We start from the raw sequence: 12,716 nt of genomic DNA on the forward strand, positions 1-12,716 counted from the left end.
TCAGTTATTCGCCGACCTTGCCACCTGCTTCTTCGCAAGCCGCTTGAGTCATGGCTTTGAAACCCTGGCCTTTGCAGGAGCCTTGGCTTTTGCAAGCATGGTCTTTGGTTTTGCAGTCGTTCTGGCCTTTGCAGGCAGTCACGCCGTAGCAGTGAACGTTGGCATCAGCGGCCATCGCATTGGTGGCGACACCGGCAAACAGAGTGGCAGCGGCCAAAGCGAGAGCGGCACCAGCAGCAGCGGTCTTGATAGTCATTTTTCTTATCCTCGGTAATCGTCAGGGATGTCGGCTGGACGGTTTGTTCAGTCCCGACATAGCACTAGAGAGCGCTACCCCGACGGCGTTACAGAGGCCTAAAAAAAACTTAAATATCGTCTCTGAGCTTGAGCAACGGTTCCTGAAAACGCAGCAAACGCCCGGCGTTGCCCAGCACCAATAGCGTACTGAGGTTATGCAGCAACGCGGCAATCATCGCCCCGGCGGCACCCAGCCAGCCGAATGCAGCGAACACGACGATGGCCAGCGTCCAGCCCAGACCGATGATCACGTTGACCTGCAATGTCCTGCGGCACTGACGGCTTAGTCGCACGCAGGTGCCGAGCCGACGCAGATCACTGCCGATCAGCACGATGTCCGCCGAGGCCAACGCGATATCCGCACCACCCGCCCCCATCGCGACGCCAACCACGCCAGCCTTGAGCGCGAGCGAGTCGTTGATGCCGTCACCCACCACCATGGGCCGGAAGCCGTTGTCGATTTCCTTGAGCACGCGATTGAGCTTGTCCTCGGGCAAGGCTTGGGCTTGAACCTCCTGCAGACCGACATCCCTGGCCAAGGTCTGGGCGACGCTTTGCCGATCACCGGTCAGCAACAACTGCCGGCCCAGGCCCAGCTCTCGTAATTCGGCAAGTGCAAAACGCGCTTCCGGTTTAACCATGTCGGCCAACAACAACCACGCGAGAAACTCACCGTTCAGCGCCAGGCCGGCAATCGGCCCGTCATGTTCAGGAACCGGCGTTGTGGCGATAGCCAATTGCGCGAACAACTCCGGCCGCCCGAGTGCCGCCTTGCCCTGCCTGGTCGTGGCGACAACACCAAGCCCCTGCCGCTCGTGAATATCGCTAAGCGACAAGTATTCTTCCTGGGTAACCAGCCCGGCAAGCGCACGACTGACCGGGTGACTGCTCGCCGCGCCAAGACTGGCAGCCAGCGCCATGACAGAGGATGAATCCGCGCGAGCACTGTCGATCGACTGCAAGCGTAAAGTGCCGTAAGTCAGGGTCCCGGTCTTGTCGACCACCAGGGATGTGAGGTCGGCCAGCTCTTCGAGGAACGCCGAACTGCGGATCAGTATCCCGTGGCGCGCCGCCACCGCAACACCGGCAATCGCCGTGGCCGGTGCCGACAACACCAAGGCGCACGGACACGCCGCCACCAGCACCGCGAGCATCGCCTGCGCATCGTGGGTGATAAACCAGGTCACCGCCGCCAGCAGCAACACCAGCACCATGTAGCTGCCGGCATAACGTTCGAGCAACCGGGTGATCGGCGGCTTCGAGCGCTCGGCGTTTTGCATCAGTGCGATGACTTTACCCAGGGTCGACTCATCGCCCGTACGGGTCACTTCGACGCGCAGCAAACCGTCGAGATTGATCGCGCCACCGAACACGGTCATACCGACACCCGCCTCAACCGGTACGGACTCACCGGTAATCGACGCGGTGTCCAGGCTGGCTTGACCGAAAAGCACCCGGCCGTCCGCCGGGATGCGATCACCGGCCCGCACCTCAACCATGTCGCCGGATTTGAGCGTGCCGTTGTCCACTTCGATGATCGAACCGTCAGCCTGAATCTTGCGCGCATGGCTGCGGGTCAATTGACCGAGGGCGTGAATTGCTTCCTGCGAACCGATGACACTGCGCTCCTCCAGCACATGACCAAAAATCATGATGATCGGCAGCAGCGCCGCCGTCAGCAGATCGCCCGTCGCCCAGGCCCCCATCATCGCCAGGGCAATCAGTTGATCGGTAATGCCGTGCAGGCTCGGATAACGCAGGCTGTACCACGCCGAGCGCATGACCGGCACGGCCACCAACACAGAAGCAAAACCGAGCAGCAACTGACTGACGCCGGTTTGTTCCGGCACCTGCCAACGCCAGATCAGGCCCAAGCCAAGCAAACCCAGCGCGAGCATCGCCAAGGTCAATTGCCTCGCGGCGCGGCGTTGTTCGGCCGAGGACAACAGGCTCGGTGCAGCAGTGGTCGCACTCATTTACTGGCTCCCTGAATGATCAGGCGCGAATCGTCTTTCGGATCGACCGTGGTCACCGATCCGGCCTGACCGAGAATCTTCGGCATGCGCTCACGGTAAATCCGCAAGAGCATTTGCGGGTCGGTGCCTTGTTGCTGCGCCTTGGCCAGACTCAGCACTGTGGCGGTGTCGGCGGATGCTTTGGCCAAGCGTTCGCCGGCCTGGGCATGGGCAACCTGCAAGGTGCGATCGGCTTGTTCATTGGCGGTTTGGGTGAGTTTTTCGGCGTCTGTACGCGCATTGGCCACGGCTTTATCGGCTTGTTGGCTGGCGGTCAAAACCGCATTGAAGGCACTGACCGCTGGGCCTGGCAGACTCGATTGCACATCGACCCGCGCCACTTCAATCCCGATACCCTGACCGCTCGCCTTCAACTCGGCCAAGCGTTTGTTGATGCCTTGCACCAGATCACCGCGCAACCGTTCACGGCGTTCAGCGGCCTGACTGTCGGCGCCGATCAGTTCCGGGCGGGCGACCAGAATGGTGTCCAGATCGCGCGCGGCGGTTAGCGCCACGGCACTGCGTGTGACCAGACGATCCAGCGCCGGCAGCACATGATCCCCCTGAATCACGAAGTCATACGGATCGGTCACCTTGTAAAACACTCGCACATCCAGCTGCACCACGCCTGCATCACCGGTCAATAAATAACCAGATCCGGCCAGCGCATCGCTCAAAGGCGTGGCGAAAGAGGCGACCCGGTCGGCCTTCAGCGCCTCATCCGAGCGCAGAAGATTCTCCACTCGACGCTCGATCACCCGATCCGCCGCTGGTAGCAAAACCACCTGCTCGAACGGCTGCGGCCACGCCAATAACAGGCCAGCATTCTGAACGCGATCCAGCGCGCCAAAATGCAAAACCACGGCGCGATTCTGCGGGTCGATTTGCCGCACATTGGAAAATGCCCAAGCCAATGCGGCCAACACCGTCACCGCATACAGGGCAAGAAAGGCCAAACGTCCTGCCTGAATCCATGGGCTGTTCAGCGAATGTGTTCCACGTGGAACTTCTTCACTCATGGCTGCGATCCGGATTTACTGTCGAGATTGGGAGGGCCATCGACGAGCACGCGGAATGGCGCGGCATCGGTGCGCAGGATCAGTTTGGTGCCTGGCGTAACGATGGTGCCGAGGGTGTCGAGTGAACGCAGCAAGTTGTAAAGCTGCGGAGAACCGGCATAGGCGCGGCCGTAGATTTGCGCAGCTTCGACGCGCGATTGTGCTTCGATGTCCGCCGCTTTCACCGTTGCGTCTGCCTGAACAATCCGGGCATCGCGCTCGGCGGCAGAGCGGATCTGCGCCGCTTCACGCTTGCCGATGGCCGTGCGCTCAGTGGCGATGGTTTCACGCTCAGCGCGCATCCGATCAACGGTGGCGGTGAGCGTCACCGACGGCAACGTCAGCCGTTCGATGCCCACCTGCACCACGCGCACACCGTAAGTGGCGAGCAATTGCTGATCGATCTGCTGACGCAATTGCGCTTCAAAATCAGCAATGCGTACCTGACTCGCGTCGGTGTTCACCAGGCTCGCCAGATCAAAACTGCTGGCCGTGGTCTCAAGTGCCGAGCCGACAAACGTGCGGATCTGCCGCGCGGCTTCGTCCGGCTGGTTCTGCACCGCACGCATGAAGCGTTGCACATTGTCCGGATCACCCTGCACCTGCCAAGCGACGTAAGCCTGAACAATGATGCGCAAACCGTCGCGGGTACCGACATCTTGCAAGCCGCTGGAGGTGGTACGAAGGCGCAGATCCACCGGAATCGCCGCTTCGAACGGCGCCGGCCAGCGCCAGCTCAATCCTGGATCAAGCAACACCCGCGATGGGTTTCCGAAGCGCGTGATCACCGTGGCTTCACCGGAGCGAACTTGCACCAGGCTCGCAGCCGCAACGGCGAACGCGACCAACAACACCGCCCAACCCATGCGCCGCCATGGAAAGGGCCCTGCTTCAGCCGGATCACCGTGGTGGTGATGTCCATGGTGATGGTGATGCCCGCCGTGGCCGTGATCGTGGCCGCTGTGGTCATGATGATCGTGAGTGTGCGACTGGCTCAATGGGCAACTCCTGGTTGAGCGGTGGTGCGCGCGGGCGTCGGGTCAGCCGGCAGCGTGAACGTTCGCAAGTCGATGGTCGGCGCATTGCTGCTGCCGCCCAGACGATGGTCAAGAATAAGCAGTTTGGCTTTGCTCAACCCAAGGCTCAGTTGGCTGAGGTATTGCTCCAGCACAAAGGCCTGGCCAGCACTGGCAAAGGCTTTTTGCTCAGCGCTGAATTTCAGATCCGCCGCCTGCGCCGTCGCGTTGATTTCACGCGCATTGGCGCTGGCCTGGTCGCGAGCAAGGCTGGCCTGCAACTGCGCCTGATTGCTCGCCTCTGCCGCAGCGCCACGCTCACGGGAGATCAGCGCCTGCGCACCGATCTGCGCGGCCTGCACACTGTGATAGGCATTGGCGGCACCGGCCGGCGGATGAATGGCCTCGACCACCGTGGCGAGAATCTCCACACCGCTGTCGAGTTTCTGCAGGTCACCTTGCACGGCACGACCGATCTCTTCGGCCAGCCCTGCCCTGTCCTCACCGAGCAAACCGTCGAGGGTTCGCGAGGCGAAGTCGTGCACCAGAATCCGGCTGGCGGTGCTACGAATCAACGTAGGCACATCGGCGCTGTTGTAGGTGGCGGCGAGCGCTGCCTGATCGCTCAGACCAATGCGATAGATGAAACGCACGTCCATGTTGACGATCTGAAAGCTCTGCTGCTCGCCACGGCGGCTGGCAATGACCTGGGACTTGTCGTTGACATGGCTGGCGTCCCACAAACGGTTGGCCGTCATCGGCGCCGGCCCTTCAGCAGGGTCGAGTTGAGCCGGTGCCGGGTTCTCACCGACACTGGTTGCCAATTCATGTACCACACCGTTTTCAACGCTCAACACGCGCCCCAACGGCCACGGCAAACCCGCGTGCAAACCGGGGCCGAAGACCTGCACCGGTTTACCGAAACGCTCGTAGATGCCCCGGCCTTGCAGTGGAATTTCGTGGAGGCCGGTCAATAACCAGCCCACCGCCACCACCAACGCCAACACTGGCAAAAACGCCCGGCGCATGTAACTGAACGCCCAGATCTGACGCAGATCGATACCGAAACGGTTGTGCAATTCATGCTGCAACGCGAGCAACGGCTGTGGCGGCCAGCGCAGCATGTCGGCGACAAAACTGCGGGCAAGCAGTGTCGGCTCAAGCTGTTCACGACGGGGACTGAACACCGACAATACGGCGCGCAATAGCAACTCGATCGCTACCATTGCCGGCAAGATACCCACCACAACTGCCAAACGAATTGGCCACACCGCCTGCTCACTGGCGAACAACAAACACAGCGCGCCGAGTACCAGACTGATGATCGCCACGCGGGTCAGTTGTGCCAGCGATCCTGCTTCAGGCCATTGGGCAGGATTTTCCTGCGCCAGTTGCCGCTCCATCACCAGCAAACCGAACGCCAGCAGCAACGCCAATGCCGCACCGACCGTGGCAGACAATCCAACCGCCGCCGGTGCAAGTGCGAGGTTCCACACCTGCTCGATGCTGAGCATCACCAAGAGCGCCCAGCCGCCCAGCCACAAAGTCGCTGCGCCGATCTGGCCTAGCAGGTGCAAACCGCGCTGACTCAGGCGATCCAACAATCGTTCGTACCAGCCATTGGGCCCAGGCGGCACTTCATCAGCAAGCGCCGTTGGCGCCACCGGATTGATCACCCGCTCGCGCCATTGCGTCACCCACCAGGCCGATTGCAGCCCGGCAACCAGCACCAGCAACGCCGCGCTTTGACTCACCAACAGCGGCAGCCACACCGATTGCGGCGCAAACAGCGCGACAAAAAACGCCAGAAGCCAACCCACCCCAGCCACGGCGCCGAGACCGATCGCCACCCTGCGCAATCGTCGACCTTGTATGGCCGCCTGCTGAAAGCGTGGCAATCCGGTCACTTGCGTGCCATCAATCTCCAGATCGACTTGCATATCACCCCAAAATCACTGGTTCACTCTTCATATCGTTACGATATAACGAAAAGCGTGAAATATTCGTACACAATCACGTTTATTCAAAAACGCTCAACCTGTCGCTTGCCTGAAGCCTTGACCGAAATACCCGGAAACGCACATATTACGCCCGTAATTTTATTCGAGAACTACCTTTAGCCATCCGCATCCATCAATGAGGAGCAAGCGCATGAGCAACTATGACGTGGTGATTCTGGGCGGCGGTCCCGGCGGTTATAACGCGGCCATCCGCGCTGGGCAATTGGGCCTCAAGGCTGCCTGCGTTGAAGGCCGGGCGACCCTCGGCGGCACCTGCCTGAACGTCGGCTGCATGCCATCCAAAGCCTTGCTGCATGCCTCCGAGCTGTACGACGCGGCGATGGGCGCGGAGTTCGCCAATCTCGGGATCGAGGTCAAACCGACGCTGAACCTCGCACAGATGATGAAGCAGAAAGACGAAAGCGTGACCGGCCTGACCAAAGGCATCGAGTTTCTGTTTCGCAAGAACAAGGTCGACTGGATCAAAGGCTGGGGCCACATCGACGGCCCGGGCAAAGTCACGGTGACAGGCGATCAGGGCAGCACGATCGAGCTGACCGCCAAGGACATCATCATCGCTACCGGCTCAGAGCCCACTCCCCTGCCGGGTGTCGACATCGATAACAAACGCATCCTCGATTCCACCGGTGCGTTGTCCCTGAGCGAAGTGCCCAAGCATCTGGTGGTAATTGGCGCCGGCGTGATCGGTCTCGAGCTCGGTTCGGTGTGGCGGCGTCTCGGCGCCCAAGTCACCGTGGTCGAATTCCTCGACCGCATCTGCCCCGGTGTCGATGCTGAGGCTGGCAAAACCCTGCAGCGTTCGCTGAGCAAACAAGGCATCGCGTTCAGATTGAGTTCGAAAGTCACCAGCGCCACTTCATCGGCCAACGGTGTTCAACTCAGTGTCGAGCCAGCGGCCGGTGGCACCGCTGAGTTACTGGAAGCCGATTACGTCCTGGTGGCGATTGGTCGCCGGCCCTACACCCAAGGCCTGGGCCTGGAGAACGTCGGTTTGAGCACCGACAAGCGCGGCATGCTGGCCAACAAGCAGCACCGCACCGAAGCGCCCGGCGTGTGGGTGATCGGCGACGTGACCTCAGGCCCGATGCTCGCGCACAAGGCAGAAGACGAGGCGATGGCCTGCGTCGAGCAGATTCACGGCAAGGCCGGTGAGGTCAATTACGATCTGATCCCTAACGTGATCTACACCAAACCGGAACTGGCCAGCATCGGCAAGACCGAAGAACAGCTCAAGGCTGAAGGCCGCGCCTACAAGGTCGGCAAGTTTCCGTTCACCGCCAATAGCCGGGCGAAGATCAATCACGAGACCGACGGTTTTGCCAAAGTCCTCGCCGACGAGCGCACGGATGAAGTGCTCGGCGTGCATCTGGTCGGCCCGAGCGTGAGTGAAATGATTGGCGAGTTTTGTGTGGCGATGGAGTTCAGCGCATCGGCCGAGGACATTGCCCTGACCTGCCACCCACACCCGACCCGGTCCGAGGCGCTGCGTCAGGCGGCGATGAATGTGCAGGGGATGGCGACGCAGATGTAAGCGCTGGCAGGACCATCGCCTTCGCGAGCAAGCCCGCTCCCACCCTGGGAATGCAATCCTCTGTGGGGGCGGGCCCTCAATCATGTAGAACTGCACGATTAAGCAATCTGTGGTTTAAAAAACTGAACCCCTACAGTTTGCTCGCCAAACGAGCCACTCGGTCTAGAGCGCAAGATGCCCCAACGGCAGCGCCCCCGGCGTCTTCACGGTGTGAATCGCGAAGTTGCTGCGAATGTCGCTCACCCCCGGCAACTTCAACAGACACCCCGTGAGAAAGCGGTCATACGCCCGCAGATCCGGCACCACGACCTGCAGCAGAAAATCCGACTCGCCTGACACCAGAAACGCCGAAATCACCTCGGGCAATGCCGTGACCGCCTGGTAAAACGCCTCGGCCTGTTCCTCGTTGTGTCGCTCGACCTTGACCCCGACAAACACCGTCAGCCCCAACCCCACCTCATCGCGATCGAGATTGGCCTGATAGCCGCGAATCACTCCCGCCTCTTCCAGCATCCGCACCCGACGCAAGCACGGCGATGCCGAGAGGCCGATCTCTTCCGCCAGTTCGACATTGCTCAGGCGTCCGTCCCTTTGCAGAGCGGCGAGAATCTTGCGATCAAAGGCGTCAAGTTTCATGTTTGGCAGATTCCGATAGTCATGTCGCTTAAAGCCAGCAGGTTATGCCAATTCCAAGCGCATTTGAAGCTGACTACGCAAGCACCTGCCCCACCCTTTGGCCCTAGACTGGCGTCACCGAATCGCCAATCAAAGGGGTGTAGCGTGGCAAGTCTCTGGCTGTTTTTCCTGGCATTGGCGGTGGTCTATTTGTTGCCCGGCCCGGACATGATCCTGTTGCTGCAGACCGGCGCCCGTCAGGGACGTGGCGCGGCACTGGCCACCGCGATAGGCCTGGCGATTGCCCGAAGCTGTCATGTGGCGTTGGCGGCGCTGGGGCTGGCGGCGCTGTTCAAGGCTGCGCCATGGACGTTCGAAGTGGTACGGCTGGCCGGGGCGGCGTATCTGTTGTGGATCGGCATTCAATGCCTGCGCAGCACGCTGGTGCCGAACCTGAATCCCAGCGACATTGCCGAGACTCGCGGGCAATGGCGTGAAGCGATACGGCGCGGCCTGCTGACCAATCTGCTCAACCCCAAGGCGTTGCTGTTCTGCTCAGTGTTGTTGCCGCAATTCATCGTCGCCGACGGCGCACCGGTACTGGGCCAATTCGCCCTGCTCGGCGCGATGCTGGTCGGCGCAGGCTTGCTGTTCGACAGCGCCTACGCCCTGACCGGCGCCGCACTGGGCCGTTGGCTGCAACACAGTCCAACGGCTCAACGCGTGCAGCAATGGCTGTTCGGCGGCCTGTTGATCGGCTTCGCCGTGCGCCTGGCGTTTATCCAGCAGGCTTAGCCTTTGCGCACCTTGCGCTGGCGCCGGGTGATCAGCAATAACGCGGCGCCGACACCCAACACAATCGCACCGATCTGCACCGGCCACTTGTACGGCCGCAAGGTGTCGCGCACGGCATCAGTCACCTGGGTAACGTAACGCTTATCGGCGTTCTCGAAGTCCGGGTATGGACATTGATTGCCGAAATCCACAGCCCACGGCACGTACGGCCCTTCCTTCACATAACGCTGATACAGCGCGCTCTGATCCTTTGGGCTGCTGTTCCAACCGGCGGCGTTGCACAGCACGGCAGCAAACGCCTGACTGGTGTGCGGCAGATTATCGGCGGCTTTGCGGGCCAGTTCGGTGGCGACGAAACGGTAGTGATAACGCTGATCCGGCTGCGCTTCACTGGCTTTCTGACGTTGCAATTCGGCGTCACTTACCAGAGGACCGACTGTAAGTTCGGCCGTCTCCAGGCTGTAGTTGCCACCGAACGTGGCGTAGTCCGGGGCCATCTCGTAACCGAGGATATCCATGCCCCACTCGCGGGCCGTCCACGCTGCGTTGTACAGCGCACTGGCGCGCTGGGTCGGCCACCACGCGGCATCAGCCTTCATTCGTTGCTCGCCGTAGAGCCGGGCCTTGTTCTGCAGATCGGCACTGTCGAAATACCCGACCGCCTGCGCGTAATGGCCTTCGCGCAGCAAACGTCGACCGAGCAGATCGCGCAGGCGTGCAGCAACCGGCAGCGGCACATAGTTGTCACGTTCCTGCTGGGTCAGCGCCGGCGGGGCCGGTACGTTGTCATCGACATACTGTTTGAGTTCATCGACCGTCAGCACACGCTCAGCGACCGTCGCGGCATCAAACCAATAGAGGTCATTGCTGCGATACAACTGCACAAAGGCTTGCAGGTATTCGCCCCGTTGCAACGCCAGAATCGCACTCTCGCCCTCGACCCGGCATTTGGGCTGCACACTTTCATACGCCCAGTCCGGCGTGCGTCGATAACCCCAGTCTTCGCTCTGCGGAAAGGCCTGCGCCGCTTTGGCGTAGGCCGCGGCGGCAGCGTTTTTATCGCCATCACGTACCGCCAGTTTTGCCCGTAACCACCAGGCCAGTCCGCCATCGCCCGCGTTCTCGAGGAAGGCCTTGGCGCTGGCGTAATCACCCTGTTGATAATTCAGCGCCGCCAGCCGGTCGGCGTTTTCCAGGCTGCCACGCGTGCTGTTCTGCAGCAGTTTGATGAGTTTTTTCTCGTTCGGTGGTTGCTCATCAAATGACCAGCCGACGCGACTGATCAACGACGCCGTAACCAGTTGTTGCACCGCTTTGCGTTGCAGCAGCTTCGCCAACTCGGCTTCGGGCAACTCGGCCAGTTCATTCATCACCTGTTTCAGCGAGGTGTAACCCACGGCGGAACCGTGCAGGTTTTGCGCTTCGTACAGTTCGATGGCGCCACTCCAATCGCCAGCGGTGCGCAACACCCGCGCCTCTTCACCAAGGCTGGCAACGCCCAGTTCCAGCGGGTCACTGAAGCCGTCGATGCTCATCTGCCGGGTTTGACGGAACGCTTGGCGCGATTGCTCAAGCGCCTGATCTGCGTCGTCCACCTCGCGGCTCATGGCAAACCAGGTGCGCCCCAAGGAGTACGCGGCCCACGTGCTGCGCAAGGGACGTTGATCGGCCGGCAGCGCCAGCAACTTGCCAAAATAGTCGACCGCCCGTTGATGATCGCCCGTGGCAAATGCCACCGCGCCCGCCACGTACAAACGCACTTCCGCCGGCAGGCTGGCGCCCTGCACCTCAACCTGACGCGCATCGGTCAGACCACGCAGTTGCTTGACCAGCGTTTGCTGTTCGGCGCTCAAGCCGGCCTGTTCGGCTTTATCGCGTGCCTCATTTGGCTCGCTCGCTTCACCGTACAGATCATTGGGATTGTGTGTGGCGGCGGTGACGTTTTTCAGCCCGGCGATGGTTTTGCCGAGGCGGCTGACCTCAAAGTTGAAGTTGCCTTCAGGCAGTTCCGCCAGCGTCTGCCCACGATTGTCGAGCAGGCGCATGGGGAAGTCCGGGCCGCAGGCCAGCGCCGAACCCAGCGGCAGGCTGAGGCTCAGGCAGAGCAGATGGCGGGGCCAGTTACGGGTCAACATGCGAACCTCCTTGATCAATAATTGCGCAACGCGCCCAACCGATGGCGCGCTGCCCGTCCGCAGGCAAGCGGCCGGCGCGCAAGCGGGTGAAGGTAAGCAGATCACGACTTTGTTGCAACGAGTATCCGGCGAGCGCATCGGCGCCTTCGCAGTCCCGGGCTTTAAGGGTGATGCGGGCGGGCCAGGCGCTGTCGAGGTTGCCGACATTGGCGAGGCTGATGTCGTAAAGGCCATTCTGTTCGCTGAGGCTCAAGCTGAGTTGGCTGTGCAGCGCATCACCCCGGGCAACGGCGCGCAGCGTGGTCAAGCTCCAGGCGCGGCGGTCGTTGGCCAGCGGCAAGCGAAACCAGATCAGCCCAGCCAGATGCGCAGGTGGGGCCTCACGCAATTGCTTGGCGAGTCGGCTCAATGGCACGGGATCGGCAAGCAATTCGCGGCGCTGACCGCCGCGCTCAAGCGGCACTTCGCTTTCCACCACTGGCGCGCCACCGGCATCCGGCAACAGCGCCACCCCATAGGCCGGCAGCGCCAGATAGAACGGCTTTTCAGAGACGTTGCCCCAGGCTTGGGCCCAACGCTGCGCCTGCTCAGCGTCGAACAGACCGCGGCGCGGGTCACTGACGGCATGCACTTGCAATACGCTGCTGTCGACCGAGGCCAGCAATGTCGGCAGTTGTGCACTGTCGAGCCACGCCGGCAGCGCGGTCATGCTCAGGGGTAAAGACGCCGGCAGTGCCGAACGCAGATGACTGAGAAATTGCGCGTAGGCTGGCAGCCGCGCATTCCCGGCATCGTGGTCGATCTCCACGCCACTGAGGGTCAGGCCCAACGCCTGCCAATCATTGACCAGTTGAAGGATCTGCGCCGTAACCTGCTGTTGATCCAGCCCCTTGAGTTGGCCGTCGAGACGAATCACCGCGATCAACGCGCGCCCATCGCTCTTCAGCAACGCAGGATCAATACGTGCCCGGCTCCATCCGGCGTTCGGGAACGCTTGCAGCGCCAGCACCCGCAGGGTGGAAAAATCACCTCGGCTCTCGCGCAACGCCGCCTCATGGGCCGGCGTCCACTGGCGTTGCCAGACGTAGAGTTGTTGATCGAGCGGCGGCGTGTCCTGCTGTTCGCAAGCGGACAGCAAGATCAGTGCAACCATAACCACAATAAACCGCATACCTTGCTCAATCCCTGACAACTCAAGGCTGCAAGGTTACACAAAACCCTGCGTCAAAAGGT

The 12,716-nt window shown here is 61.4% G+C and carries 10 protein-coding genes; 2 read left to right on the forward strand and 8 right to left on the reverse strand.

Annotated features, from left to right (window positions below; translation table 11 throughout):
* Positions 1-4 precede the first annotated feature (4 nt).
* The 5 genes from bufA2 to hflK (AACY50_RS09180) form a co-directional block, all read right to left on the reverse strand.
* Positions 5-256 carry a BufA2 family periplasmic bufferin-type metallophore gene (gene bufA2 / locus AACY50_RS09160; protein WP_339431461.1) on the reverse strand — a complete coding sequence of 84 codons (252 nt, stop codon included), beginning with the start codon at positions 254-256 and terminating at the stop codon, positions 5-7.
* A gap of 109 nt (positions 257-365) precedes the next feature.
* Entirely contained in the window at positions 366-2,273 is a 1,908-nt protein-coding gene (locus tag AACY50_RS09165; RefSeq protein WP_339538469.1) for a heavy metal translocating P-type ATPase, read from the reverse strand.
* Positions 2,270-3,331, reverse strand: a complete 1,062-nt coding sequence (gene hflK / locus AACY50_RS09170) for a protease modulator HflK (protein ID WP_339538470.1) — start codon at positions 3,329-3,331, stop codon at positions 2,270-2,272. The genes AACY50_RS09165 and hflK (AACY50_RS09170) overlap by 4 nt, the downstream gene beginning before the upstream one ends.
* Complete coding sequence (gene hflC / locus AACY50_RS09175) at positions 3,328-4,368, reverse strand: protease modulator HflC (RefSeq protein ID WP_339465138.1); 1,041 nt, start codon at positions 4,366-4,368, stop codon at positions 3,328-3,330. Before hflC ends, hflK (AACY50_RS09170) begins: the two co-directional genes overlap by 4 nt.
* Positions 4,365-6,326: a protease modulator HflK gene (gene hflK / locus AACY50_RS09180; protein WP_339538471.1), complete on the reverse strand. Its 1,962-nt coding sequence runs from the start codon at positions 6,324-6,326 to the stop codon at positions 4,365-4,367. The genes hflC and hflK (AACY50_RS09180) overlap by 4 nt, the downstream gene beginning before the upstream one ends.
* A 211-nt stretch (positions 6,327-6,537) precedes the next feature.
* Here hflK (AACY50_RS09180) and lpdA point away from each other — a divergent pair, with 211 nt between their 5' ends.
* On the forward strand, positions 6,538-7,938 hold the full coding sequence (gene lpdA / locus AACY50_RS09185) for a dihydrolipoyl dehydrogenase (RefSeq protein WP_339538473.1): 1,401 nt from the start codon (positions 6,538-6,540) through the stop codon (positions 7,936-7,938).
* A 162-nt stretch (positions 7,939-8,100) separates the two neighbouring features.
* On the opposite strand, the gene AACY50_RS09190 is transcribed toward lpdA, so the two are convergent.
* Positions 8,101-8,574 (reverse strand): Lrp/AsnC family transcriptional regulator, encoded by a 474-nt coding sequence (locus AACY50_RS09190; protein ID WP_339538474.1) that lies wholly within the window; start codon positions 8,572-8,574, stop codon positions 8,101-8,103.
* Positions 8,575-8,718: 144 nt separating this feature from the next.
* On the opposite strand from AACY50_RS09190, the gene AACY50_RS09195 reads away from it, so the two are divergent.
* The gene (locus AACY50_RS09195) at positions 8,719-9,348 is read left to right on the forward strand and encodes a LysE family translocator (RefSeq protein ID WP_339465133.1); all 630 of its coding nucleotides are present in this window, start codon (positions 8,719-8,721) and stop codon (positions 9,346-9,348) included.
* On the opposite strand, the gene AACY50_RS09200 is transcribed toward AACY50_RS09195, so the two are convergent.
* Together AACY50_RS09200 and AACY50_RS09205 are read right to left on the reverse strand one after the other, a co-directional pair.
* Positions 9,345-11,483 (reverse strand): hypothetical protein, encoded by a 2,139-nt coding sequence (locus AACY50_RS09200; protein ID WP_339538475.1) that lies wholly within the window; start codon positions 11,481-11,483, stop codon positions 9,345-9,347. The genes AACY50_RS09195 and AACY50_RS09200 overlap by 4 nt on opposite strands.
* Positions 11,470-12,654 (reverse strand): DUF3142 domain-containing protein, encoded by a 1,185-nt coding sequence (locus tag AACY50_RS09205; protein WP_339465129.1) that lies wholly within the window; start codon positions 12,652-12,654, stop codon positions 11,470-11,472. Before AACY50_RS09205 ends, AACY50_RS09200 begins: the two co-directional genes overlap by 14 nt.
* Positions 12,655-12,716 lie beyond the last annotated feature (62 nt).

Origin of the sequence: Pseudomonas sp. RA_15y_Pfl2_54, assembly GCF_963971015.1 — a bacterium.
Lineage (GTDB): Bacteria > Pseudomonadota > Gammaproteobacteria > Pseudomonadales > Pseudomonadaceae > Aquipseudomonas > Aquipseudomonas baetica_A.

Excerpts from the sequence above, each read along its gene's own strand:
- hflK (WP_339538471.1), bottom strand. The coding sequence starts at position 6,326 with ATGCAAGTCGATCTGGAGATTGATGGCACGCAAGTGACCGGATTGCCA.
- AACY50_RS09190 (WP_339538474.1), bottom strand. The coding sequence starts at position 8,574 with ATGAAACTTGACGCCTTTGATCGCAAGATTCTCGCCGCTCTGCAAAGG.
- hflK (WP_339538470.1), bottom strand. The coding sequence starts at position 3,331 with ATGAGTGAAGAAGTTCCACGTGGAACACATTCGCTGAACAGCCCATGG.
- AACY50_RS09200 (WP_339538475.1), bottom strand. The coding sequence starts at position 11,483 with ATGTTGACCCGTAACTGGCCCCGCCATCTGCTCTGCCTGAGCCTCAGC.
- AACY50_RS09205 (WP_339465129.1), bottom strand. The coding sequence starts at position 12,654 with ATGCGGTTTATTGTGGTTATGGTTGCACTGATCTTGCTGTCCGCTTGC.
- lpdA (WP_339538473.1), top strand. The coding sequence starts at position 6,538 with ATGAGCAACTATGACGTGGTGATTCTGGGCGGCGGTCCCGGCGGTTAT.
- AACY50_RS09165 (WP_339538469.1), bottom strand. The coding sequence starts at position 2,273 with ATGAGTGCGACCACTGCTGCACCGAGCCTGTTGTCCTCGGCCGAACAA.
- bufA2 (WP_339431461.1), bottom strand. The coding sequence starts at position 256 with ATGACTATCAAGACCGCTGCTGCTGGTGCCGCTCTCGCTTTGGCCGCT.